This is a genomic window from Lentzea sp. NPDC036949 (assembly GCF_055608075.1).
In genome coordinates this window covers 126,416-149,947 of record NZ_JBVJRA010000004.1, presented here as the reverse complement: position 1 = coordinate 149,947, position 23,532 = coordinate 126,416, and the positions used below count along the sequence as shown (strand labels likewise).

The 23,532-nt window shown below is 72.0% G+C and carries 25 protein-coding genes; 13 read left to right on the top strand and 12 right to left on the bottom strand.

Annotated elements, in window-relative coordinates; all coding sequences use genetic code 11:
• Positions 1 to 21: 21 nt before the first annotated feature.
• The 3 genes from ACZ7CD_RS13140 to ACZ7CD_RS13130 all read right to left on the bottom strand — a co-directional run bounded on the left by ACZ7CD_RS13140 (position 22) and on the right by ACZ7CD_RS13130 (position 2,444).
• Positions 22 to 927 carry a hypothetical protein gene (locus ACZ7CD_RS13140; protein WP_360386142.1) on the bottom strand — a complete coding sequence of 302 codons (906 nt, stop codon included), beginning with the start codon at positions 925 to 927 and terminating at the stop codon, positions 22 to 24.
• A 76-nt stretch (positions 928 to 1,003) separates the two neighbouring features.
• Positions 1,004 to 1,960: a 2,3,4,5-tetrahydropyridine-2,6-dicarboxylate N-succinyltransferase gene (gene dapD / locus ACZ7CD_RS13135; protein ID WP_360386145.1), complete on the bottom strand. Its 957-nt coding sequence runs from the start codon at positions 1,958 to 1,960 to the stop codon at positions 1,004 to 1,006.
• A gap of 70 nt (positions 1,961 to 2,030) precedes the next feature.
• A complete protein-coding gene (locus tag ACZ7CD_RS13130; RefSeq protein WP_470378950.1) occupies positions 2,031 to 2,444 on the bottom strand; it encodes a hypothetical protein in 414 nt (137 codons plus the stop codon).
• Between the two features lie 60 nt (positions 2,445 to 2,504).
• Between ACZ7CD_RS13130 and dapE the strand changes: the two genes are divergently transcribed.
• The 3 genes from dapE to ACZ7CD_RS13115 are packed head-to-tail and all read left to right on the top strand — an operon-like array spanning position 2,505 to position 4,904.
• Complete coding sequence (gene dapE, locus ACZ7CD_RS13125; RefSeq protein WP_470369405.1) at positions 2,505 to 3,572, top strand: succinyl-diaminopimelate desuccinylase; 1,068 nt, start codon at positions 2,505 to 2,507, stop codon at positions 3,570 to 3,572.
• Positions 3,573 to 3,588: 16 nt separating this feature from the next.
• A complete protein-coding gene (locus tag ACZ7CD_RS13120; RefSeq protein ID WP_360386154.1) occupies positions 3,589 to 4,371 on the top strand; it encodes an LOG family protein in 783 nt (260 codons plus the stop codon).
• Positions 4,371 to 4,904 (top strand): LOG family protein, encoded by a 534-nt coding sequence (locus ACZ7CD_RS13115; protein WP_360386689.1) that lies wholly within the window; start codon positions 4,371 to 4,373, stop codon positions 4,902 to 4,904. The genes ACZ7CD_RS13120 and ACZ7CD_RS13115 overlap by 1 nt, the downstream gene beginning before the upstream one ends.
• On the opposite strand, the gene ACZ7CD_RS13110 is transcribed toward ACZ7CD_RS13115, so the two are convergent.
• Together ACZ7CD_RS13110 and ACZ7CD_RS13105 are read right to left on the bottom strand one after the other, a co-directional pair.
• Entirely contained in the window at positions 4,875 to 5,924 is a 1,050-nt protein-coding gene (locus tag ACZ7CD_RS13110; protein WP_470378949.1) for a winged helix DNA-binding domain-containing protein, read from the bottom strand. The genes ACZ7CD_RS13115 and ACZ7CD_RS13110 overlap by 30 nt on opposite strands.
• A gap of 10 nt (positions 5,925 to 5,934) precedes the next feature.
• Complete coding sequence (locus ACZ7CD_RS13105; RefSeq protein ID WP_470378948.1) at positions 5,935 to 7,428, bottom strand: CocE/NonD family hydrolase; 1,494 nt, start codon at positions 7,426 to 7,428, stop codon at positions 5,935 to 5,937.
• Between the two features lie 117 nt (positions 7,429 to 7,545).
• On the opposite strand from ACZ7CD_RS13105, the gene ACZ7CD_RS13100 reads away from it, so the two are divergent.
• On the top strand, positions 7,546 to 7,884 hold the full coding sequence (locus ACZ7CD_RS13100; RefSeq protein ID WP_458429308.1) for a hypothetical protein: 339 nt from the start codon (positions 7,546 to 7,548) through the stop codon (positions 7,882 to 7,884).
• Positions 7,884 to 8,795 carry a glucosyl-3-phosphoglycerate synthase gene (locus tag ACZ7CD_RS13095; protein ID WP_458429307.1) on the top strand — a complete coding sequence of 304 codons (912 nt, stop codon included), beginning with the start codon at positions 7,884 to 7,886 and terminating at the stop codon, positions 8,793 to 8,795. The genes ACZ7CD_RS13100 and ACZ7CD_RS13095 overlap by 1 nt, the downstream gene beginning before the upstream one ends.
• Here the strand turns inward: ACZ7CD_RS13095 and ACZ7CD_RS13090 are convergent.
• From ACZ7CD_RS13090 to ACZ7CD_RS13075, 4 genes are read right to left on the bottom strand one after another with little or no spacing between them, the layout of a single operon-like run.
• Positions 8,727 to 10,028 carry an amino acid ABC transporter ATP-binding/permease protein gene (locus ACZ7CD_RS13090; protein ID WP_470378947.1) on the bottom strand — a complete coding sequence of 434 codons (1,302 nt, stop codon included), beginning with the start codon at positions 10,026 to 10,028 and terminating at the stop codon, positions 8,727 to 8,729. The two genes, ACZ7CD_RS13095 and ACZ7CD_RS13090, sit on opposite strands and share 69 nt — an antisense overlap.
• Positions 10,025 to 11,374, bottom strand: coding sequence for an ABC transporter ATP-binding protein/permease (locus tag ACZ7CD_RS13085; RefSeq protein WP_470378946.1), 1,350 nt, complete (start codon positions 11,372 to 11,374; stop codon positions 10,025 to 10,027). Before ACZ7CD_RS13085 ends, ACZ7CD_RS13090 begins: the two co-directional genes overlap by 4 nt.
• Positions 11,344 to 11,967 (bottom strand): cytochrome d ubiquinol oxidase subunit II, encoded by a 624-nt coding sequence (locus ACZ7CD_RS13080; RefSeq protein ID WP_360386174.1) that lies wholly within the window; start codon positions 11,965 to 11,967, stop codon positions 11,344 to 11,346. Before ACZ7CD_RS13080 ends, ACZ7CD_RS13085 begins: the two co-directional genes overlap by 31 nt.
• Positions 11,967 to 13,127, bottom strand: a complete 1,161-nt coding sequence (locus ACZ7CD_RS13075) for a cytochrome ubiquinol oxidase subunit I (RefSeq protein ID WP_470378945.1) — start codon at positions 13,125 to 13,127, stop codon at positions 11,967 to 11,969. Before ACZ7CD_RS13075 ends, ACZ7CD_RS13080 begins: the two co-directional genes overlap by 1 nt.
• A gap of 106 nt (positions 13,128 to 13,233) precedes the next feature.
• Between ACZ7CD_RS13075 and ACZ7CD_RS13070 the strand changes: the two genes are divergently transcribed.
• From ACZ7CD_RS13070 to ACZ7CD_RS13055, 4 genes are read left to right on the top strand one after another with little or no spacing between them, the layout of a single operon-like run.
• A complete protein-coding gene (locus tag ACZ7CD_RS13070) occupies positions 13,234 to 13,572 on the top strand; it encodes a PadR family transcriptional regulator (protein WP_360386180.1) in 339 nt (112 codons plus the stop codon).
• The gene (locus tag ACZ7CD_RS13065; protein WP_470369397.1) at positions 13,557 to 14,249 is read left to right on the top strand and encodes a permease prefix domain 1-containing protein; all 693 of its coding nucleotides are present in this window, start codon (positions 13,557 to 13,559) and stop codon (positions 14,247 to 14,249) included. Before ACZ7CD_RS13070 ends, ACZ7CD_RS13065 begins: the two co-directional genes overlap by 16 nt.
• Positions 14,246 to 14,548, top strand: coding sequence for a DivIVA domain-containing protein (locus ACZ7CD_RS13060; protein WP_360386186.1), 303 nt, complete (start codon positions 14,246 to 14,248; stop codon positions 14,546 to 14,548). The genes ACZ7CD_RS13065 and ACZ7CD_RS13060 overlap by 4 nt, the downstream gene beginning before the upstream one ends.
• A complete protein-coding gene (locus ACZ7CD_RS13055) occupies positions 14,535 to 15,083 on the top strand; it encodes a DNA-3-methyladenine glycosylase I (RefSeq protein WP_470369396.1) in 549 nt (182 codons plus the stop codon). Before ACZ7CD_RS13060 ends, ACZ7CD_RS13055 begins: the two co-directional genes overlap by 14 nt.
• Before the next feature lie 64 nt (positions 15,084 to 15,147).
• Here ACZ7CD_RS13055 and ACZ7CD_RS13050 read toward each other — a convergent pair whose 3' ends face one another.
• Positions 15,148 to 15,933, bottom strand: coding sequence for an enoyl-CoA hydratase-related protein (locus ACZ7CD_RS13050; RefSeq protein ID WP_360386192.1), 786 nt, complete (start codon positions 15,931 to 15,933; stop codon positions 15,148 to 15,150).
• A 12-nt stretch (positions 15,934 to 15,945) separates the two neighbouring features.
• The gene (locus tag ACZ7CD_RS13045) at positions 15,946 to 16,743 is read right to left on the bottom strand and encodes a PaaX family transcriptional regulator (RefSeq protein ID WP_360386194.1); all 798 of its coding nucleotides are present in this window, start codon (positions 16,741 to 16,743) and stop codon (positions 15,946 to 15,948) included.
• 208 nt (positions 16,744 to 16,951) lie between these two features.
• On the opposite strand from ACZ7CD_RS13045, the gene ACZ7CD_RS13040 reads away from it, so the two are divergent.
• From ACZ7CD_RS13040 to ACZ7CD_RS13030, 3 genes are all read left to right on the top strand, one after another.
• Positions 16,952 to 17,119, top strand: a complete 168-nt coding sequence (locus ACZ7CD_RS13040) for a DUF3117 domain-containing protein (RefSeq protein WP_065914675.1) — start codon at positions 16,952 to 16,954, stop codon at positions 17,117 to 17,119.
• A 165-nt stretch (positions 17,120 to 17,284) separates the two neighbouring features.
• The gene (locus ACZ7CD_RS13035; RefSeq protein ID WP_470378944.1) at positions 17,285 to 18,703 is read left to right on the top strand and encodes a leucyl aminopeptidase family protein; all 1,419 of its coding nucleotides are present in this window, start codon (positions 17,285 to 17,287) and stop codon (positions 18,701 to 18,703) included.
• Between the two features lie 78 nt (positions 18,704 to 18,781).
• On the top strand, positions 18,782 to 20,380 hold the full coding sequence (locus tag ACZ7CD_RS13030) for a hypothetical protein (protein WP_470378943.1): 1,599 nt from the start codon (positions 18,782 to 18,784) through the stop codon (positions 20,378 to 20,380).
• Here ACZ7CD_RS13030 and ACZ7CD_RS13025 read toward each other — a convergent pair.
• Positions 20,362 to 21,255 (bottom strand): LysR family transcriptional regulator, encoded by an 894-nt coding sequence (locus ACZ7CD_RS13025; RefSeq protein WP_458429297.1) that lies wholly within the window; start codon positions 21,253 to 21,255, stop codon positions 20,362 to 20,364. The two genes, ACZ7CD_RS13030 and ACZ7CD_RS13025, sit on opposite strands and share 19 nt — an antisense overlap.
• A gap of 52 nt (positions 21,256 to 21,307) precedes the next feature.
• On the opposite strand from ACZ7CD_RS13025, the gene ACZ7CD_RS13020 reads away from it, so the two are divergent.
• Positions 21,308 to 22,555, top strand: coding sequence for an MFS transporter (locus ACZ7CD_RS13020; protein WP_470378942.1), 1,248 nt, complete (start codon positions 21,308 to 21,310; stop codon positions 22,553 to 22,555).
• Positions 22,556 to 23,532: the final 977 nt, after the last annotated feature.

Below are 23,532 nucleotides of genomic sequence, written 5' to 3'. Positions count from 1 at the left end.
GGCGTCAGGGCGTCAGGGGCGTCAGGGCTTCAGCGCCGACCACACCCGGCGGGTGAACTGGTTGGGCGGCACCGCGTCCGTGGTGAGCCGCACGCTCGTGCTGATCTCCTCGCCGCTCAGGCCGAGGCCCAGCACGAGGTGCCAGTGCAGGTCCCACAGGTCCTGGAAGGCGTCCAGCTCCACGTCGGTGTCCGCGCTGACGTGGAGCACGGCCGGTTCCGCGACCCGCACGACCCGTTCGACGGCCCGCACGTCCCTGCTGTTGGTGCGGAAGCTGAACCCGAGGTCGACGGTCTCGCTGTCCAGCCCGTACGTGACGTAGGAGTGGCAGCGGTGGTGCGGCAGGCTCAGCGGCTGGTTCGTCTCCAGGTAGAGGTCGCCCTCGAACCGCAGCGTCGGCGAGTGCTGGCTGAGCGTCGCGCGGGCGCTGACGAACTCCCAGCCCGGCATCTCCAGCCTGGGCAGCAGCAGTTCCAGGATCTCGCCGCGGCGTGCTGACCGCGTGCGTTCACCGGAACGCCACGGGATCTCCCGGCTGTAGGGCTCCTTCTTCGTGACGAACACGTACGGCGCGTTGTCGGTCTGCAGGGACAGCACGACGACCGTCCGGCGCGGAGCCCAGTCGAACGCGACGGTCGTGAGGCCGGGCGCGACGCCGTCGAAGTGGCTCTCCACCTTGGGCCACCAGCTCGACAGCTCCTCGGCCGGCGCGCCCTTGACGTAGCGGCCCTTCTCGTCGACACCGACCACCCACATCGCCTCGGAGCCCCTGGCGGCGTTGCAGAGGGCGGCGATCTGCCGTGCGGCCTTGCCGTGGTCGACCGGCCACTGCGTCTTGAACTCGACGAACGAGTCCTCCGACTGCGCACCCTGCAGGGCACGCTCGATGGCGGCGCGAGCGTTCAACTCGAGTCGCTGTTTCAGCACGTGCACCTCCTGCGGGTCGAGACGGCAAGGGCCCAGCCTGCCTGCGCAGACCGGGCCCCGGACACCTGGTTTCCGGTCAGTCGTTCGCGTGCAGCGCGGCGTTCAGCTCGACGCCGGTGCCCTTGCGCGGTTTCACCTTCACCACGCCGTCGGTGGAGTCGCGCAGGAACAGCAGGTTCGACTGCCCGCTGAGCTCCACGGCCTTGGTGACCGTGCCGTCGGGCAGCGTCACCTTCGTGCCGGCGGTGATGTAGAGCCCGGCCTCGACCACGCAGTCGTCGCCGAGCGAGATGCCCAGGCCGGCGTTGGCGCCCAGCAGGTTCCGCTCGCCGAGCGAGATGACCTGCTTGCCGCCGCCGGACAGCGTGCCCATGATCGACGCGCCGCCGCCGACGTCGGAGCCGTCGCCGACCACGACACCGCCGGAGATGCGGCCCTCGACCATCGAGCTGCCGAGCGTGCCGGCGTTGAAGTTCACGAAGCCCTCGTGCATGACCGTGGTGCCGGACGCGAGGTGCGCGCCGAGCCGCACCCGGTCCGCGTCACCGATGCGCACACCGGACGGGACCACGTAGTCGACCATGCGCGGGAACTTGTCGACGCCGTAGACCGTCACCGGCCCGCGGACGCGCAGGCGGGTGCGGGTCTGCTCGAAGCCCTCGACCGCGCACGGGCCGTGGTTCGTCCACACGACGTTGGTGAGCAGGCCGAAGATGCCGTCGAGGTTCGCGCCGTGCGGCTGGATCAACCGGTGGCTGAGCAGGTGCAGTCGCAGCCAGACGTCGTAGGTGTCGGCCGGGGCGGCGTCCAGGTCGACCGCCACGCGGACGCCGACCACCTCGACGCCGCGCTCGGGGTCCTCGCCGAGGAGCTTGGCCGCGGCCTCTCCGAGGGCTGCCGCGATCTCGGTGGAGGCCAGCCGGGTCGTGCCCAGGTCCGGCGTCTCCTCCAGGACGGGCGACGGGTACCAGGTGTCGAGGACGGTGCCGTCCGGGGTCACAGTGGCCAAGCCGATGCCGTATGCGGTGCTCACGGAGACCGAGCTTAGTCCTGGTGGGACGGGGCCGGGTTCCGCAGGTCACCGCCGGTGGCGGCGGTCGTGCTCAGTCGGGGACGTCGGCTGTGAAGTAGAGGGAACCGAGGTCGCCGCGCGTCGCGATCAGGGCCTCGTTGCACTTCCACTGCCGGGCGTCGGTGCTGGACACGTTGTCCACCGCCACCTCGCCGCAGCGGTTCGCCTCGAAGTCGCCGACCGAGGTCCTGAGGCGGGGCAGCACCTCGTTCACGCCGGGCTCGACCTCCTTGCCCTGCAACGACCGGTCGAGCGCGCGGGTCATGCCGCCGACCCGGGAGACCCACGCGGCACACTCGGCGGGGGTGCCGCTGTGCTGGGAGCCGCACGGGGCGGCGAACAGCGCCCTGATCTCGCCGCACTGCTGGTCGCACGCCGCGGGCGCCTCGCCGCAGCCGGTCGCCGTCAGCACGAGCGCGGTGACGAGGAGTGTGCGTTTGGTCACGCACCGCACGCTAGCGGCTGATCGGGCAGGCGCGAAACGCGCGGCGCTAGGGTGGCGGTCGTGTCCGACACCCTTGACCTGTTCGCCGACCCGATCGAGCTCACCACCGCGCTGGTGGATGTGCGCAGCGTGTCAGGGGAGGAGGACGAGATCGCCGATCTGGTCGAACGCTCGCTGCGGCTGCACGCGCCGCACCTGGAGATCACTCGATCGGGGAACGCCGTGCTGGCGCGGACGAACCTCGGCAAGGACAAGAGGATCGTGCTGGCCGGGCACCTGGACACCGTGCCGGTCAACCGGAACTTCCCCAGCCGCCGCGAGGGCGATGTGCTGCACGGGTGCGGCACCGTCGACATGAAGGGCGGCGACGCGGTCATGCTCGCGATCGCCGCACAGAGCCGGAACGCGCGCCACGACCTCACGTTCGTCTTCTACGACTGCGAGGAGATCGAGGCCGAGCGCAACGGGCTCACCCGCATCGAACGGGAGCTCGTCGAGTGGCTGAGGGGCGACCTCGCGATCGTGTGCGAGCCGTCGAACGGCACGGTCGAGGCCGGCTGCCAGGGCACCATGCGCATCGAGATCAGGACGACCGGCAAGCGCGCCCACACCGCGCGGGCGTGGATGGGGCAGAACGCCATCCACGGGCTCGGGGAGGCGTTGAACCGGCTCGCCGCCTACGAGCCGCGGCAGCCCGAGATCGATGGCTGCCGCTACCACGAGGGACTGCAGGCCGTGAAGATCAGCGGCGGGGTCGCGGGCAACGTCGTGCCGGACGAGGCGGTGCTGACGGTCAACCACCGGTTCGCGCCGGACCGGTCGGTGGAGCAGGCGGAGCAGCACCTGCGGGAGGTCTTCGCGGGTTACGACGTCACGGTCACGGACTTCTCGGGCGGCGCGTTGCCGGGGTTGCACGCCCCCGCCGCGCAGGAGCTGGTGGCCGCCGCGGGGGGCACGCCGGTGGCCAAGCTGGGGTGGACGGACGTGGCGCGGTTCGCGGCGCTGGGGATGCCCGCGGTGAACTTCGGGCCGGGTGACCCGACGCTCGCGCACACCCAGGAGGAGAACGTGCCGGTCGAACAGATCACCGGGTGTTTCACCGTGCTTCAGCGTTTTCTGCTGGCCTGATCATTAGGATCATCGGATGACGGAAGAGAAGAACAGCAACGGCGCGGTGGACGAGCATCCCAAGGAGAAGCAGCGCGGGCCGGTCGTGCTGCGCCGCGACCAGAAGGACGAGCTCACCACCACCGACCAGCGCCTGCTCGACTCGCGCGGGCCGTCGGACTGGGTGCACACCGACCCGTGGCGGGTGCTGCGCATCCAGGCCGAGTTCGTCGAGGGCTTCGGGGCGCTCGCCGAGGTGCCGAGCGCGGTGACCGTGTTCGGGTCGGCGCGGACCGGGCGGGACCACCCGGAGTACCAGCTCGGGCGCGACCTCGGGAAAGCGCTGGCGGAGGCCGGTTTCGCGGCGATCACCGGTGGCGGTCCCGGCGCCATGGAGGCGGTCAACCGCGGGTGTTCGGAGGCCGGCGGGTTCTCGGTCGGGCTGGGCATCGAGCTGCCGTTCGAGCAGGGGCTCAACCCGTGGGTCGACCTCGGCGTGAACTTCCGCTACTTCTTCGTCCGCAAGACGATGTTCATCAAGTACTCGCAGGCGTTCATCTGCCTGCCGGGTGGTTTCGGCACGCTCGACGAGCTGTTCGAGGCGCTCACCCTGGTGCAGACGAAGAAGGTCACGAAGTTCCCGGTCGTGCTGTTCGGCAAGAGCTACTGGCAGGGCCTGTACGACTGGATCCAGAGCTCGGTCCTGGAGGGCGGCAAGGTCGGCGAGAAGGACCTCGCGCTGCTGCACCTGACCGACGACATCGACGACGCGGTGCGCGTGGTCAAGGAAGCGCACAAGGCATGGGCGGACGCACACTGATGTACGTGGCTGTGTACTGCGGCAGTCTCGCCACCGTTCCCCAGAGCTACGTGGACGTCGCCGCCGAGGTGGGCAGGCAGATCGCCGCACGCGGCTGGAACCTCGTGTGGGGCGGCGGGCAGACCTCGATGATGGGCGCGGTCGCACGGGAGGCGCGCGCCGGCGGCGCGAGCACCTACGGCGTGATCCCGAAGGGCCTGGCCACCAGGGAGATCGCCGACACCGACTCGACCGAGCTGCACGTCGTCGACACCATGCGCGAGCGCAAGCGGATGATGGACGACAAGGCCGACGCGTTCCTCACGCTGCCCGGCGGCATCGGCACCGCGGAGGAGTTCTTCGAGGTGTGGACGGCCGGGGTGCTGAGGATGCACGACAAGCCGGTCGTGCTGCTCGACGTCGACGACCACTACAAGGGCCTCGTCGAGTGGCTGACCGAGCTGCGGGACAAGGGTTTCGTCTCGCCCGCCGCACTGGCCTCGCTGGTCGTGACCGGCGACGTGTCAGCGGCTCTCGACGCTTGCGTCCGCTAGTCCCCTGACCCTGGCCAGGAACTGGGCCTCCGGCAGGAGGTCCGGCAGCGGCCGGTACGGCGTGACCGCCACCGCGAACCGCTTGCCGGACACCACCCTGCCCTGCCAGGAGCCCGCGATCTCGCCGTCCACCAGCACGGCGCCGCGCCGGCCCAGCACGCGGAAGACGTCCTTCTGCGCGGCCTTGTCCGGCAGCAGCAGGTCGCGGTCGCGCGCCTGCAGGTAGGGGTCGGTCGGCGGCAGGAACCTGACCTCCGGCGGGTCGGCGGCGGCGATCTCCACACCCTCCGGCAGCCACGCCTGCTGCCCCTCCACGGCCACCTCGACGAGGTCGTCCGGCCACCTCTTCTTGACCTCGCGCACGGTCGTGCCGAAGTAGGAGGCCACTTCGGACGGTCCGGCCGGGCCGTGCAGCGCCAGGTAGCGGTGCACCAGCTCGTCGAACCCGGCGGTCTGCCGCGGCACCCCCGGCCAGCCGTGAATCCGTTCGAACGTGGCGGTCTTGCACTCGGGCAGGATTCGCAAACCCGCGGGCAGCGCGGCGAGCCGGAAGATCGGGTCGCTGACGTGCGCGGTCCCGCAGCCCCGGCAGTCCTCGACGGTCTGCTTCGGCGCCAACGGGGTCAGTGCCGCGCTGACGTCGCCCTTGGTCATCGGCTTCGTCACGATCGACCGCATGGCCGTGGCGACGTGCCGCAACGCCGCCAGCAGGTCGTCGACCTTCGGCCGGGAGGCGCGGGCACGGGCGTCGGCGTCGCTCCACGGCCACAGCGCGCGGGCGAACGCCTTCAGCTCACCGGCCCGGTGCAGGTGCGGGGCACCGCGCACCGACCACGTGACGGTGAAGTCGTCGGTGGCCGGCGCGGTGAGGCGTGCGGCGAGGCTGAGCAACGCCGAGCCGGCGGTGTTGTCCTGGACGCCCAGGGAGAACACCGCCAGCTCGGCCGCGTCGCCGACGCGCCGGTCCAGCTCGTGCTGGTGGATCCGGTGGAGGAGCACCTGCTGCCGGGTGAGGTCCACCCGGACATTCTTACGCCTTCGGCACGGTGAGGCTCGACGGTCCGAAGGTGACGGTCGAGCCGCGGGTCGACTCGCTGAGGTACCGCGGGTCCACGGTGTCGACCACCAGTGCCAGCCGGTTGCCCGCGCCGACGTTCCACACCGTCGGCTCCAGCGGCACGTCCAGCGTCTGCGTGCGGCCGGCACCGGTGACCTTCACCGGCTTGTGCGTGACCAGCGCGCCCAGTCCGAGCGGGCCGACCTCGTACAGGTACGCGAACAACGTGGTGACCTCCGCGCTCGGCGTCACCGTCAACCGCAGCTGCGGCGTGCCGGCGAGCGTGGCACCGGCCGGGTACTGCGGCCCGTACCAGACGCCGGCGACGTTGCGGTCGACGAACGGCAGCGAGACGCCGGTCGGGATGTTCAGGAACCCTTGCAGCGCACCGGAGAGCAGGATCGTGCCGCTGTCGGCGACGGTGTTCCAGCCGGCGTGGATCCGCTTGCCTTCGAGCTGCACCGTGTCGGCGGCCCCGTCCGGCCAGGCGCCGAACTTCCTCCACGTGCCGCCGTTGTTGGGCTTGAGCTGCACCGGCTGCTCGGCATCGATGCCGTTGGCCGTGCCCTTCACGTACCGGTCGAACCAGCGGCCGACCGACTCCCAGATCTCGTTGGGCAGACCGGCCGCGCCGAACAGCTCGGCGGTGGCGTGGTCACCGGGCGAGAGCATGAGCCGCTTCGGCCCGGTCAGCCGCGAGTAGAGGTCCGCGACCTGGCCGGGGGCGAAGATGCCGTCGTTCCAGGCGTTGCCGAGCAGCACGGCGGTGCCGTTGGCGTTGAGCTGCGCGATCTTCGAGGCGGCTGACCGGCCCGCGGAGATCGGCACGACCTCGTGGAACCGGCCGTCGCGGTAGGCGTCCTCGGCCTCCAGCAGAACGGGACCGGGGCGCCCGGTGGCGTGGCCCGCCGCCAGCAGGACCTCGACGGCCTGCTTGTTCACGGTGTCGTTGGGGTAGAGCGAGCGGGCCAGGTCGGTCCACGTGCTCAGCGCCGCTGCCGCCCTGATCCGCCGGTCGTTCGCGGCGGCGAGCAACGACTGCCCGGCACCGTAGGAGATCCCGGCCGCACCGACCTTCGTGCCGTCGGCACGGGCGTGGGCGATCGCCCAGTCGATGACCTTGCTGACGTCACCGACGGTCTCCGGACCGGCGATGTCGATCTCACCGCCGGAGTCCCAGAAGCCGCGGCTGGTGTAGCTCACGACGACGTAGCCGGACTCCTTGGCGAGCTTGGCCGCGGCACCGACGTACTCGATGTTCGGAACCGACCAGCTCGACGGCATCACGAGCAGCGGGAACGGCCCGTCACCCCGGCCGGTGGGCTCGATGACGAAGGCCTTCAGCGCGGTGCCGCCGACGCCGGGGATGGTGCGGTAGGTGATCTGGTGTCCCGGCGCCGCGATGGCCGCCGGTGCACCGAGCAGGGTGGTGAGGAGTGCCAGGAACAGAACAAGTGACCGGCGCACGCTGGTCCTCCTTGACCATGACGTAGATCACACAGGGTTGCTGTTCGGGAGTAAAGCAGATGGCTACTCGCGAGTAGCAAGAAGCTGTGAGTCAGGTCACTGTTTACGCTGGGTGGCGTGAACCGATTCCGCGTCAGTGAGCTGCCGAAAGACCGGGTGCTGGTCGTTGCGCATCTGACCAGCGCGAATGCCTTGGAGCAGGCGGTCGCCGACGGTGCCGACGTCGTCGAGTTCGACGGCGAGCTGGAGCTGCCGCCGCTCACCGGGACGCTGGACGTCGTGACCGTCCCCGCGGGCGACGAGGACTTCACCCTGGCGGCCGCGACGGTGGCCGCGCTGTCCGGAGCACGCGCCGTGCGGGCGTCCGACGTGCGGCAGGCGAGGAAGGTCGTGGAGATGGTCGCGAGCGTGGCGGGCACCCGTCCGCCGGCCCGAGCGGTGCGGGCGCTGGCCTGATGCTGCCCTCCGTCGAAGCCTGGTTCGGCACGCACACCTGGCAGCAGCCCCCGTGGACGGTCGACGAGCTGGTGGCGCTGAAGCGCGGGCGCACGGTGTCCGTGGTGCTGCCGGCGCTGGACGAGGAGGAGACCGTCGGCGCCGTCGTCGCGATCGTGCGGCCGCTGCTCGGCACGCTGGTCGACGAGCTGGTGGTGGTGGACTCCGGGTCGACCGACCGGACCGTCGCCGTGGCGGCGGAGGCCGGGGCGCGGGTGGTGCTGCGCGAGGACGTCGTGCCGTGGCTGGAACCGGTACCCGGCAAGGGCGAGGTGCTGTGGCGCTCGCTCGCGGCGACCACCGGCGACCTCGTCGTCTTCCTGGACTCCGACCTCGTGGACCCGGAGACCGCGTTCGTCACGGCATTGCTCGGGCCGTTGCTGCTCGACCCCGGCGTGCACCTGGTGAAGGGCTTCTACCGGCGGCCGCTGCGGCTGGAGAGCACCGGCGGCGGGCGCGTCACGGAGCTGGTGGCGCGGCCGTTGCTGAACACCCTGCGGCCGGAGCTGTCCGGTGTGGTGCAACCCCTCGGCGGCGAGTACGCGGCGACCCGCTCCTTCCTGGAGTCCGTGCCGTTCGCCGCCGGGTACGGCGTGGAGATCGGCCTGCTGCTGGACGTGCACCGCCTGCACGGGCTGGCCGGGCTGGCGCAGGTGAACCTGGGCGTGCGCAAGCACCGCAACCGGTCGCTGCTGCAGCTCGGCGTGATGTCCGCGCAGATCATGGGAACGGCGCTGGCCCGGTGCGGGGTGTCCGCGGACTCCGGGCCGTTGACGCAGTTCGTGCAGGTCGACGGCGAGTGGCTACCCGACTCGACCGACGTGGTCGTCGCGGACCGGCCCCCGATGGTGCACGTGGTCGAAGAGCGCTAGCTGCTCCTCGCGGTGCGTCACGACGAGCGCCGTTCCCCGGCAGTGGCCGAGCACCTTGCCGAGCACCCGGTCGGCCTGCTCGGGGTCGAGGCCCTCGGTCGGCTCGTCCAGCAGCAGCACCTCGGGTCGGGCGAGCACCGACCGGGCGAGCACGAGCCGTTGCCGCTGGCCGCCGGAGATCTCCTCACCGCGTTCGCCGACGACCCGGTCCCAGTCGAGGTCCAGCTCGGCGATCTCGGCGGCCCGGTCCAGTTCCTCTTGAGTGGCACCGGGTTTGGCCAGCAGGACGTTCGCGCGGACCGTGGTGTGGAAGACGTGGGCGTCGGCCAGCGCGCCCGCACTGGGTTCGAGCCGGCGCGCGACGGCGTTGAGCAGCGTGGTCTTGCCCGCCCCGCTCGGGCCGACGACCGCGGTCTTCCCCCGCAGCACCGGCACGTCGGCGGGTTCGGAGGGCTCGGGTTCGCCGGTCGGTTCGGGGGCGGGCCTGCTCAGCGCGGCCAGCGGGACGGTGATCTCGAACGTCGCGATGGCGGCCATGACCAGCCACGCGGGTTCGTGCTGCGCCAGCACCAGCAGCGCCGCGCCGAACTGGACGGCGATGGCGAGCGGGGTCAGGTCGCGGGCGCGTTCCTCGCGGGACAACGTCTTCGCCGTCCGGGCCGCCACCGCGAACCGGGCGTCGTAGAGGCCGTGGGCGATCAGCTCCTCACGGCTGTGCACCAGTTCGGTGGTCTGCTCGGTGAGCAGGGCGCGCAACGGCGTCAGGTCCTCCGCCCGCCGCGTGGCGAGCCAGGGGAGCAGGCCGAGGTTCACCAGCAGACCGGCGACCAGCGGCACCGAGAAGCCGGAGACGACCACCACGACCACGCCGGCGAGGACGGCGGTGCACCACGGCAACGTCGTGCGGAGCCGGGCGTCGAGCTGCTGGTCGACGTTCGTGACGATCCGGGTGAGCGCGGTGCCGGACGGGACGTGCCGGCGCGCCACCAGGTCGTCGTAGACCCGGCCGCGCAGCTCGACGGCCTCGCCGAGCACGGCCCGGTGGCTCGTGAGGCGTTCGAGGTAGCGCAGTGCGCCCTTGGCCAGCGCGAGCGCCCTGACCGCGACGATCGCGACGGTCAGCGCGTGCACCGGCGGGTGCTCGGCGGCCCGCAGCACGAGCCACGTGGCGGTCGCGGTGAGGCCGACGCCGGCGAGCTCGGCGAGGGTGCCGACGACGATCGCGAGCCTCACACCGCCACCACCCTCGTGACCTCGGCGAGCAGCGCCGGCCGGTGCGCCACGACCACGGCGGTGCGGCCCCTGGTGAACTCCCTGACCGCTGCGAGCACGAGCGCCTCCGTCTCCGCGTCGAGGTGCGCGGTCGGTTCGTCCAGCAGGAACAGCCCGGCGTGGCGCCGGTCGAGCGCGGTGGCGAGCGCGACCCGTTGCTGCTCGCCGGAGGAGAGGTCCTTCGGCACGAGCGTGGGGCGTTGCGGCACCCACGACAGCGCGGCGAGCCATTGCGCGTGGTCGATCTTCGCGAGGTCGACACCACCGACCAGCACGCGGCCCTCGTCGGGTCGCACGAACCCCAGCAGCAGCCCCAGGACCGTGCTCTTGCCGGCGCCGCTCGGGCCGACCAGCGCGATCCGCTCGCCGGGGGAGATCCGCAGCGAGAAGTTCCGCAGGCTGCGCACGCTCACGCCGTCCAGCACGATCTCGGCGCGGGCGAGGTCCGGCGGCGCCACCCCGGTGTGCTCGGCGCGGACCGGGACCCGGTCCAGCACCGCACGGCCCTGCGCGCCGGCGTGGTACTGCGCACCGGCCGCGCGCAACGGCAGGAACGCCTCCGGCGCCAGGAAGAGCACGAGCAGCGCGGTGTGCAGCGGCACGCCGCCGCCGAGCAGCCGCAGCCCGACCGGCACGGCGACCAGCGCCACCGCCATCGTGGCCACCAGCTCCAGCACGAACGCCGACAGGAACGCGACCCGCAGCGCCGACATCGTCTCGGTCAGGTGCCGGGCGGCCAGTGCGCGCACGGTCGCCGACTGAGCCCGCGCCCGCCCGAACGCCCGCAGCGTGCCGATGCCCTTGACGACGTCCAGGAAGTGCCCGCCGAGCGTCGCCAGCGCGTCCCACTGCCGTGCGGTCCGCTCACGGGTGTGCGCGCCGACCAGTGCGCCGAAGACCGGGACCAACGGCAGCGTGACGAGGATCGTGAGCGCCGCCGCGAGGTCCGCGAACGCCAGCCGGACGACCACCGCCAGCGGCACCACGACGGCGAGGACCTGCTGCGGCAGGTACCCGGTCACGTACGGCGTCACGTCGTGCACGCCGCGCGTGACCAGCGTCGCGACCTCGCCGGCCCTGGTGCCGGGGTCGCGCAGGAACGCCTCCCGCAGCCGGGTGCGGGTGCGTTCGGCGGCCCGGTGCGCCCACTCCCGGTGCCCCCACCACACCAGCACCCGCGCGCCGACGACCAGGCACAGCAGGGCGTACCCGGTGCCGCCTGCCAGCACCGACGCGAGCAGCTCCGCCTGCGCCAGCACCAGGAACGGGACCGGGATCAGCGCGAGGAGATGGCGACGATCGACCACTGCACAACCACCACCAGCGGGATGACCGGGACCGCGACCCACGCGAGCAGGCCGAGCGTGTCGGCGTGCGCCATGAGCCCGGTCGTGTCGACACGGGTGAACGCGAGCGGGATCGGCAGCGCGCACAGCAGTGCCGTCACCGGGAACAGCCGCCGGTGGCCGCTCTGGAACACCCACCCGTGCACCGCGAACAGCACCGGCATCACCAGCGCGACGGGCCACGGCGCGTCGAGCAGGTGCGCGAGGAACAGCCCCCACCCCACCGACACCGCCAGCGCGCCGGTGAACACCAGCCACCACCACAACCGCAGCTGCACCGCGGCCATGAACAGCACCAGCCCGGCCAGCACGAGCGTGAACACGCTGTGCGCACCGGACAACAGCTCGCCCTCCAGCCGCGGGAACGCCGCGAACAGCACCCCGACCGCGGCGACCAGCCACACCTCGTTGCCGAGGAAGAACGGCGTCATCCTCCGCAGCACCTCGTCCCGGCGGCGGAACGGCAGCAGCAGTCCGCTGCCGTAGTCGAAGCCCGCCAACGCGAAGTAGCCGGCCGTCAGCGTGCCGAGGACCGTCAGCCACAGCGCTTCCATCAGAGCGTCACCACCAACGGCGAGACAGGGGCGGGCGTCGTGTCCGGACCGCGGCGGACCGCGCGTGCGATCAGCGTCCAGTCGACGACGGCCAGCACGGCGAACAGGGACGTGAAGACGATGAGGGACAACAGGACCTGCCCGGCGTCCACGTGCGACACCGCGTCCTCGGTCCGCAGCAGCCCCTGGACGAGCCAGGGTTGCCGGCCGACCTCGCGGAAGACCCACCCGAAGACCGCCGCCGCGAACGGCAGCGGGATGCCGACCACCATGAGGTGCAGGGGGAAGCGCAGGCGGATCACCGCGTCCCGCAGGAGCAGCGGCAGCGTGAGCCAGCTGACCGCCGTCAGGACCATCCCGATGATGATCATGAACCCGAGTGGCGCGCCGAGCCACTGCGCCGCGTCGGCCTTGCCCGGCTGGTACCGCGCGATGACCGGGAACTGCGCGAACCCGGCGCCGATCAGCGACGGCGTGGCCAGCGCGGTGCTCACCACGCCCAGCCGCAGCGACCGCCGGAAGAAGTCGGTCTCGGTGGTGCGCCGGAGGAAGTGGCAGGCCGACACGCCGGTCACGAACACGCCGCCGGTGGTGATCGACGCGAAGACGACGTGCATCAGCGCGCTGGTGAACGTCGGGTTGGTGAGCAGGGCCGAGAAGTCGTCCAGCCGCAGCACGTTCCCCTCGACCCGGTAGCCGACGGGGTGCTGCAGGAACCCGTTCGCCGCCATGATCCAGAACGCCGACGCGAACGCCGTGAACGCCGTCAGCCAGAGCAGGCTCAGGTGCACCCACCGGTTGAGCCGGCCCCAGCCGAAGATCCACAGGCCGAGGAACGTCGACTCCAGGAAGAACGCGACGAGCGTCTCCAGCGCGAGCGGCGCCCCGAACACGTCGCCCGCGTAGGTCGCGAGCCCCGACCAGTTCAGGCCGAACTGGAACTCCATGACGATGCCCGTCACGATGCCCAGCGCGTAGTTGATGACGTAGACGCGGCCCCAGAACCGCGTCATCCGCTCGTGCACCGGGTTCCCGGTGACCGCGTACCGGGTCTGCATGACCACCAGCAGCGTCACGAGCCCGAGCGTGAGCAGCACGAACAGGAAGTGGAACGACGTCGTCAACGCGAACTGGAGACGGGCGAGGTCTGCTGCGCTCATGAGTAGGGACGCTATATGTAGCGTGCCTACAGCAAGGCGGATCTGCCGCAACATCAGGGACATCTCAGGGCTCCCCGGAGGCGGCGCATCAGTAGAGTCGCTACTCATGAAGCCCGACGCGCTGCGTGGCCACCTGGACGCGTTGCTGCTGGCCACGCTCGACGGCGAGCAGCTGCACGGCTACGCGATCATCGAGGCGTTGCAGCAGCTCAGCGGCGGTGCGCTGGACCTGCCCACCGGCACGGTCTACCCCGCGCTGCGCAGGCTGGAGCGGGCGGGCCACGTCACGAGCGACTGGAGCACGGTCGGCGGGCGCAAGCGGCGGACCTACCGGCTCACCTCGGCCGGCCAGCGGGCGCTGAGCGCCGAACGCACCGCGTGGCGGGAGTTCACTACGGTCATCGACGGGGTGCTGGGAGGTGGTGGCGGGTGGGCCCGGACGTGATCGACCACCGCGTGATCGACCGGTACGTGACCGACCTCGGGTCCCGGCTGCGTGGCTCGAAGCGGCAGGTCCGCGACCTCCTCGCGGAGACCCGCGACAGCCTGTCCGACGCCACCGAGGCCCACGTCGAGAGCGGTCTCACCGAGCAGGAGGCGCAGCGGCGCGCCGTCGCGGAGTTCGGGCCGGTCAAGGAGATCGCGAACGAGTACCAGGCCGAACTGGCCGTCGCGTACGGCACGCGGACGCTCATCTGGCTCGCGATCGTGCTGCCGTTGCTGCACATGGCGTGGGAGCTCGTCCGGATGCTGCTCATCGGGCCGTGGCAGGACTTCGGGACGGTGCCGCCGCAGTGGTACCTGTTCATCGCCAAGGCGAACGACCTGGCCGGCGGTGTCGCGTCCGGGATCGCGCTGGTGGCCCTCGTGCTCGGCCGGGTCCTCGCGCGCACGTGCGACACGAGGCTGCTCGCCCGGCTCGGCGCGGGCGTGGCGCTGGGCGCGGTCGGCATGGTGCTCGCGGGCAACCTCGCGATCATCGCGGCCACCGCGCACCTCGACCCGGCGCGGCTGCTGCAGTCGGTGCCGATGAGCGTCGCCAGCCTCATCACCTGGACCGTGATCGTCCGGCTCGGTCTGCTCGCTCGCCGCTGCCTGAGCTGTGCCACGATCGTCGCGTGACCAACGCCCTGATCTACCTGATCGTGATGGTGGCCGTCGCGGCAGTGGTGTTCCTGCTCGCGGCGTTGGTGTTCGGGCGCGGCGAGGAGCTCGCCCCGCTGCCGCCCGGCGCCTCGCCCACGCGGCTGCCGGCCGACGACATCACCGCGGAGGACGTCCGCGAGCTGAAGTTCCAGCAGGTGTTCCGCGGCTACAAGATGAGCGAGGTCGACTGGGCGTTGCAACGGCTCGCGACCGAGGTGGAGACGCTGCGGGCGCGCGTGCGGGAGCTGGAGCCGGAGAGCCATGAGCGAGCGTGAGCGTTGCCCGTGGGGCGGCTCCACGCCGGACTACGTCGACTACCACGACACCGAGTGGGGCGTCGAGCTGCACGGCACGAACGAGCTGTACGAGCGGATGTCGCTGGAGGCGTTCCAGTCCGGGCTGTCGTGGATCACGATCCTGCGCAAGCGGCCGGCGTTCCGCGCCGCGTTCGCCGGCTTCGACCCGGAGCTGGTCGCCGGTTTCGGACCGGCCGACGTCGAACGGCTGATGGCCGACGCCGGCATCGTCCGCAACCGGATGAAGATCGACGCGGTGGTCCACAACGCCCGCGTGATCACCGAGCAGGACCTCGACCTCGACGCGCTGCTGTGGTCGTTCGCGCCGCAGGACCACGTCCGCCCCGCCACGATCACCGACGTGCCCGCGATCACGCCCGAGTCCAAGGCGATGGCCAAGGAGCTCAAGCGCCGCGGCTTCAAGTTCCTCGGCCCCACCACGTGCTACGCGCTGATGCAGGCCACCGGCATGGTCGACGACCACATCGCGACCTGCTTCCGCGCCTCCTCCTGAGGGCATCTGCAAGTACTGCCAACTGCGAGTTGGTGGTACTTGCAGATGCCGGAACAAGCAGGGGTCAGCGGCCGGTGAACTTCGGGGCGCGCTTGGTCACGAACGCGTCCACGGCCTCGCGGTGGTCGGCGGTGGCGCCGCAGTCGGCCTGGGTGCGGCGCTCGGCCTCCAGCGCGTCCTCCAGCGTGCCGTCGGCGGCGGCCGCGAGGGCTTCCTTGATCTTCGCGTAGGCCGTCGTCGGACCGGCGGCGAGCTTCGCGGCGAGCAGGTGCGCGGTGGAGAGCAGCTCGGCGTCCGGCACGACCTGGTTGACCATGCCGATCCGCAGCGCCTCCTCGGCACCGACCGGCTGCGCCAGCAGCATCATCTCCATCGCCCGGCCGTGCCCGATCAGCCGCGGCAACGTCCACGAGGCACCCGAGTCCGCGGTCAGCCCGACGTTCGCGAACGCCATCAGGAACTTCGCCGACGCGCCCGCGATCCGCAGGTCGGCCGCGTAGGCGAACGACGCGCCCGCGCCGGCCGCGCTGCCGTTGACCGCCGCGATCACCGGCTTCGGCATGCCGATCAGCTCGCGCACGATCGGGTTGTAGTGCAGCTCCACGGTGTGCAGCGGCGCGGGGTCACCGGCCTGGAGCAACCCGATGTGCTCCTTGAGGTCCTGGCCCGCGCAGAACGCCCGGCCGGCGCCCGTGATCACCACCGCGCGCACCGAGGAGTCGGCAGCCGTCTCCTTCAACGCCTCCAGGAACGCCACCTTCAACGCGACGGTGAACGCGTTGAACGACTCCGGGCGGTTGAACGTGAACGTGCGCACTCCGTCAGCGTCGTCGACGAGGAGCTCGGACACTCGGGACCTCCATCAAGCAGTGGAAACGTTGCGGACCGGGCGCAGGCACTCGTCGACGAAGCGGCTCGTGCCCGGTGCCAGCCGCAGCGTCTGTTCGTCGAAGAACGACGCTGCCGCCCGGCCCGGCCAGTCCTGGGGCAACAGTTCAGCAGGAAGACCGGGATCGCGGAACAGGAACTTGCGCCACGCGTGCAGCAGCTGCTGGGAGGCGGCGAAGGCGGCCGCGTCGTCCGATTCGTCCACAACGGACACCACCGGTTGCCAGTGCGCGACGAACGCGGCGTAGTCGCGGCCCAGTCCGTCCAGGTCCCAGGCCCTCGCCGCGAGCTCGGCGTCCGCGCCGTCGTGTGAACCGTGAAAAGTTCGTGCGGGAACTTCTCCGGCGGCCAGCACGTCGGCCAGCTCCGGCGAGGGCCGGGGTGCGATCCACGTCACCGGGCCGAGGGCGCCGTAGCCCAGCAGCTGGAGCTCGGAGGCCAGGTGGTCGCGCGAGTCGCGGCCGGGCAGCTCCTCCAGTACCACGACGTGCCAGCGACCGTCCCAGGTGGACGGCCGGGTGCGGTAGATGCGGGCAGCGGCCTCGTCGAGCCGCCGTTCCCCGCGGGGTGTCATCGCGTAGCCGGGCCCGTCGGGCAGCCGCACGGGGTGCAGCCAGCCCTGCCGGACGGTGCGCGAGACCGCCGTCCGGACGGCGGGCGCGGCGAACCCCAGCGGCTCCAGCAGCCGGACGAGGGCGGCGATGGTGGCGGCACCACCGCGTTCGCGCAGGTGGCCGCCGTAGACGTCGAATAGCGCGGAACGGGCTCGCACCCTGTTGAGTCTGTCACGCCGCGCCGTGGAGTGCCGAAAGTGTTGCGCGGTCGTGAAACCGGGTACTGACCAGGGACAAGTGAAGATCCACAACTGTCACCCGGACTCGCCAAAAGATCGGTTCGGTTTCGCCCCTGAGTCGCGATAGGGGAGAATGGAGCAGATCCGGCCTGGCCGGACGGGGAAGAGTTGACGGAGGGAGCACGCGATGGCGGCCATGAAGCCCCGGACCGGCGACGGTCCCCTCGAGGTCACCAAGGAGGGACGCGGCATCGTCATGCGCGTGCCGCTCGAGGGTGGTGGGCGCCTCGTCGTCGAGATGTCGGCGGACGAGGCCAGCGCCTTGGGCGACGCGCTGAAGGCCGCCGCCGGCTGAGGCACCCGGCGAGAGAAGCACGTGAAGCCCCGGTTTCCACAGTGGAGACCGGGGCATCGCTTGTTGCAACCAGGGGCGGGGGCGAACGGCCGCGCCGCTGGGTGAGAATGAGCGGTCCCTGATGCACAACGAGAGGTCCAGGTCGTGGGGTCGACGGTTCCGGCAGTGCCAACCAAGCTCGTGGACGTCGAGGTGGCCGTGACGCCGCGGCGCAACGTGCCGGCGGTCGTGCTCGCGGGCACCGGTCCCGCGCTCGGTCCGGGTGGCGAGGGCATCGACACCGCCGACCTGACGGGCAAGGCCGGCGAGGCGGTCCGCCACCGGGCCACCGGCACGTGGACGCTCGGTGTGGGCACCGGAACGCTCAGCGACTACCGCACGGCCGGTGCGGCGCTCGTGCGCGCGTTGGGCGGTGACGACGCTCCCAAGACCGCCGACGTGCTGCTGACCGCCGACTTCGACGCCGACAAGGTGCGGGCGTTCGTGCTGGGCGCGGCGCTCGGCGGCTACCGCTTCAAGGTCACCGGCGAGGAGGCGCCCCGCCGGGTCGGCTCGCTCCGCCTGGTGACGCCCGACCAGGGCTTCGAGGAGGTCCTGACCTCCGCCGCGCTGAAGGCGCACGCGCTCGCGACGGCCACCGCGCTGACCCGCGACCTCGCGAACACACCGTCCAACGTCAAGGACCCGCGCTGGCTCGCGACCACCGCGGCCAAGCTCGCCGACCGGGTGCCCGGCCTGTCCGCCGTCGTGCGCGACGAGAAGTGGCTGGCACAGCAGGGCTTCGGCGGCGTCCTCGCCGTGGGCGGCGGCTCGTCCCGCCCGCCGCGGCTGGTCGAGCTGACCTACGACGGCGGCACCGGCCCGCACCTGGTCTTCGTCGGCAAGGGCATCACGTTCGACACCGGCGGCATCTCCGTGAAGCCGGCCGACGGCATGCACCTCATGCGCACCGACATGGCCGGTGGCGCCACGGTGATCTCCGCGCTGCTGGCCGTGGCCCGGCGCGGGTTGCCGATCAGGGTCACCGGTCTCGTGCCGTGCGCCGAGAACCACGTCTCCGGCTCGGCGTACCGGCCGGGCGACGTCGTGCGGCACTACGGCGGCGCCACCACCGAGGTGCAGAACACCGACGCCGAGGGCCGCATGGTGCTCGCCGACGCGATGGCGTACGCGGTGAAGACGCTCAAGCCGGACCTCGTCGTGGACGTGGCGACGCTGACCGGTGCCATGAAGGTGTCGCTCGGCCTGCGCACGGGCGGCCTGTTCACCGCTGACGACACGCTGGCCCGCACCGTGGTCGACGCGGGTGCGCGGGTGGGGGAGAAGTGGTGGCGGATGCCGCTGCTGGAGGAGCACGTCGAGGCCGTGACCAGCGAGATCGCCGACTACCGGCAGTGCCCGCCCGGTCCCGGCGGCATCACCGCGGCGCTGTTCCTGCAGAAGTTCGCGGGCGACGTGCCGTGGGCGCACCTCGACATCGCGGGTCCGGCGCGGTCGGAGAAGGTCTACGAGGAGGTCGTCGCGGGCGCCACGGGCTTCGGTGCGCGGACCCTCGTCGAAGTTGCTGAACATTTTTCGCGTTAGTAGCCGATCGGACCGTTCGAGACGGCGGTGCCTCACGGCATGATGTGAGCTCCTTCACAACGCCGTAGAGGAGCGCTCGTGTTACTCCGCCTGGCACTCGCCGTCTCGTTGCTCCTGACCGCGCTGACCCCCGCCGTGGCGAGCACGCCGTGGTGGGAGCCGGTGGCCCGGCCCGCGCAGGACTCGCAGATCGGGGTGACCGGCGAGCCGTTCCGCGGGACCGACGGCCAGGGCCGGGTGCGCGGCCTCGTCGACGCGCACAACCACCTGATGACCAGCGAGGCGTTCGGCGGCCGGCTGATCTGCGGCGCGCCGTTCGCCGAGGGTGGCGCGCCGGAGGCGTTGCGGGACTGCCCCGAGCACCACCCCGCCGGGCTCGGCGCGATCTTCGAGGCCGTGGTGACCTCGGACCTCGACGGCCACGACCCGGTGGGCTGGCCGACGTTCCGCGACTGGCCGTCGTACACGACCGTCTCGCACCAGCAGAACTACTACGCCTGGCTGGAGCGGGCGTGGCGCGGCGGCCAGCGAATCCTGGTGACGGACCTGACCAGCAACGCCGAGCTGTGCGTGATCTACCCGTTCAAGGACCGGCCGTGCGACGAGATGACGTCGGTGCGGCTGCAGGCCAAGCGCACGTACGAGCTGCAGGACCACGTCGACCGGATGTTCGGCGGCCCCGGCAAGGGCTGGTTCCGGATCGTGACGACGTCCGAGCAGGCGCGGTCGGTCGTGGAGCAGGGCAAGCTCGCCGTCGTCCTCGGCATCGAGACCTCGGAGCTGTTCGGCTGCCGCCAGCTCCTGGACCTCCCGCTGTGCGGCCGGGGTGACATCGACCGCGGTCTCGACGAGGTCTACGCGCTCGGCGTGCGCAGCGCGTTCCTGTGCCACAAGTTCGACAACGCCCTGTGCGGCGTCCGCTTCGACTCCGGCGTGCAGGGCGGCGTGCTCAACGCCGGCCAGTTCCTGCGCACCGGCACGTGGTGGCAGACCGAGCGGTGCAGGGGCCCGCAGCAGGACAACCCCATCGGCTTCGCCGGCCCGAACGCCCTGATCCCCGCCACCGTCGTCGCCCCGGCGTACGACCCGGACCGGCGCTGCAACGTGCGCGGCCTGACCGCGCTGGGCGAGTACGCGGTGCAGGGCATGATGCGCAGGCACATGATGATCGAGGTCGACCACATGAGCGTGAAGGCCGCCGGCCGCACGCTGGAGCTGGCCGCCGCCGCGCGCTACCCCGGTGTCCTGTCCAGCCACGGCTGGATGGACGCGCAGTGGACCGAGCAGGTCTACCGGCTCGGCGGGTTCATCGCGGGCTACGAGAACGACCCCGACAGCTACGTCGCCCAGGCCGCCGCCACCGAGGCCCTGCGCCGCAGGTACGACGTGGGCCTCGGCTTCGGCTCCGACTTCAACGGCGTCGGCTCCCACCCGGCTCCGCGCACCGGCGTGATCTACCCGTTCCGCAGCTACCCGGACGGCCCGCTGGTGGACCGGCAGCGCACCGGCGAACGCGTGTGGGACGTCAACACCGACGGCGGCGCGCACATCGGGCTGCTGCCGGACTGGGTCGAGCAGGTGCGGCAGCTCGGCGGCGACCAGGTCGTGGCGGACCTGCTGGGCGGGGCGGAGTCGTACCTGCGCACGTGGTCGGGGACTCAGCGCTGGACCTCGTGAGTGCGCAGGGCGTGCTCGCGGAACGCCCTGACCGCCGGTGGCAGCGGCTGGTCCGTCAGCCACGACAACCCGAACACCCGGCTCGACCGCGGCGTCAGCGGCAGCTCCCGCACGCCTGCCGGTGGCGTGAACTCGGGGTGGGGCAGCAACGCCACCCCGAGTCCCGCCGCCACCAGCCCGCGCACGGTCTCGGTCTCCTGCCCCTCGAAGGCGATGCGCGGCGTGAACCCGGCCGCCGCGCACAGGTCGTCGGTGATCTGCCGCAGCCCGTAGCCGTGCTCCAGGACGATGAAGTCCTCGTCCCGCAGGTCCGTCAGCCGCACCGCCCCGCGCGCGGCCAGCCGGTGCGCGGCGGGCACGACGACGATCAGCTCCTGCTCGAACAGCACCACCGAGGAGAACTCGGGGCCGGACGGCGGCGGGGCGACCAGCGCGAGGTCGATCTCGCCGGAGACGAGCTTGTCCACCACGCCCTGACGCGCGTCCTGGACCAGGCCGAACCGCACGTGCGGGTGCTCGGCGCGGAAGCCGCGGACCAGCTCCGGCACCACCGAGCGGCCGAGCATGTGCAGGAACCCGAGCACCACGCGGCCCTTCTCCGGGTCGAGCTCCTCCTCGACCTCGCGCAGGCCCGTCTCCAGCGCGGCCAGCGACCGGGTGGCGGCGTCGGCGAGCAGGCGGCCCGCGCGGGTCAGGCGGACGCGGCGGCCGGACCTGACCACGACGGGGGCGCCCAGTGCGTCACCGAGCTCGGCGAGCCAGCGGCTGACCGTGGGCTGCGGCAGGCCGAGGCGCTCCGCGGCACGGGTCACGTGCTCGTCGGCGGCAAGTGCTTTCAGCACGGCCAGCTTCGGAGCCAGCTCCAATTCGTCCACGGATTGATTCTGACGCATTTCCGTATTGGACGGATGCTTTAGCGTCGGAAGCATGACCAGGCTGACCGCGTCCATCGCCGCGTCCGGACTCGCGAGCTTCGCGCTGCTGTACGCGCCGCAGCCGCTGCTGCCGCTGATCGCGGACGAGTACGGGCTCGGGCCGGGCGGTGCGTCGCTGGCGATCTCGGCGTCCACGCTGGCGCTCGCGCTGGTGGTCGTGCCGGTCGCGGCGCTGTCCGAACGGATCGGGCGACGGTCGGTGATCGTCGCGAGCGTGCTGCTGGCCGGGCTGGTCGGGCTCGCGCTGCCGTTCGCGCCGAACTACGACGTGTTCCTGGTGCTGCGCGTGCTGCAGGGCGCGGCGGTCGCCGGGGTGCCCGCAGCGGCCATGGCGTACCTGGCCGACGAGCTCGACGGCGGCGGCGGCCTCGGCGCGGCGATGGGCGCGATGATCGCGGGCAACAGCGCGGGCGGCATGCTCGGCCGGCTCGCGTCCGGACTGACCGCGGACTGGCTGGGGTGGCGCGGCTCGCTGCTGGCGGCGGGGGTGTTCGGGCTGGTGGCTGCGGCCGTGGTGGTGTTCTTCCTGCCGCCGGCGCGCACCCGGCCGAAGCGGGCGCCGCGGGCGTTGAAGGCGGCGCTGCGCGACCCGGTGCTGCTGTCGCTCTACGCGGTGTCGGTGCTGCTGGTCGGGTCGTTCATCTCGTTCTACAACGTCGTCGGCTTCCAGCTCGGCGGGCCGACGTGGATCGAGTCGCTGGTCTTCCTCTTCTACGGCGTCGGCAGCGTGGCGTCGGCGTTCGCGGGCCGGTTCTCCGACCGGTTCGGCCGCGGCAGGGTGCTGCTCGCGTGCATCGGGGTCCTCGCGCTGGGCGCGCTCGCGAGCCTGGTGTGGGTGCCGCTCGGGCTGGCGGTCGTCACCGGCGGGTTCTTCGCCGCGCACGCCACGGCCAGCGCCTGGGTCGGTGCGCGCGCTCCGGAACACGCCCGCGGCCAGGCGTCCGGGCTGTACCTGCTCGGCTTCTACGTGGGCAGCAGCGTCGGCGGAACGGCGGGCAGCACGGCGTTCGGCGAGTGGGGCTGGGGCGGGCTGGTCGCCGTGGTCGTGGGCTGGCTGGCGCTCGCCGCGATGCTCGCTCAGAACTCCAGCGCGAGCGTGAGGCGCGCGTCGACCGGCACCAGCGCGACCTTGCCGAGCCGGGGCAGGTCGGGGTTGCCGTCGACCAGCCCCACCGAGACCGAGCGGGTGTCCGCCGGGATCTCCACCACGACCGCGAACGGCAGCGGGCCGCCGTCGTAGCGGGCACCGACCTGCGGTGCCGCCGAACCGTCCGGCAGGGTCACCGTGACCAGGTCCTTCGTCAGCAGGCCGCCCGCGGTGTCCGGCACGTCACCGGTGGCCTCCAGCCGGACCTCCAGCAGCGCCTTGTCGGGCGCGGAGGCCGTGGCGACGTCGTACTGGCTCGGACCGAGCTTCACCGGGCGCTGCCGGCCGAGCTTGACGCCGGTGACCTTCATGCCCATGGCGTTGCCGCCGAGCCGGAACTTCTGCGTCTGCTCGGCGAACTGCGCCGGACCGGCCGCGCGCAGCAGCACGGCGGGCGGGTTCTCGGCGCGCTTGCCGGACGGGACCTCGACCCGCTGCTCCAGCGACTTGGCGCCGAGCGTGCCCAGCGCGAGCGTCTCGGTGCCGGCCTGCGGGTCGGGCACGGTGTAGACGACGAACACCGAACCGTTGGCCGGCAGGCGGTCCTGCGGCAGCACCTGGCGCTTGCCGGGCAGCTCCAGCGCGAGCTCGGAGGGCTGCGGGGCGAAGCCCTGCCAGTTGGTGCGCAGGTAGCCGCTGTCGGTCTCGTTGAGCTTCTCGACCTTCATCCGCAGCACGCGCAGCCGGGAACCCGGCTCTGCGCGCACGGTGCCGTCGGAGGTGTGCCACAGGTCCGGGTTCGCCCAGCCGGTCACGGCCGTGGAGAGCAGGTCGTCGCGCACCCGCACGTCGACGTTGCCGAGCCCGAGGTCGGAGTTCGACCGCTTGCCGTCGTCGGGCAGCACGGCGAGGAAGTCCCTGCCCGCGGTCAGGTCCTGCTGCTTGGCCGGGTCGAACTGCTTGCCGTCGGTGCGGATCAGCGTGCCCACCGGGGAACTGCGGTTGCCGCTCTCGGGCACCTGCGGCGACTGGACCTCGAAGCGGACCTCGTCGTCGGTCTTGCCGACCTCCTTGAGCGGCACGGGCACCCAGTCGGTCGAGGCGCCGGTGCCGGGCACCTGCACCGGGCC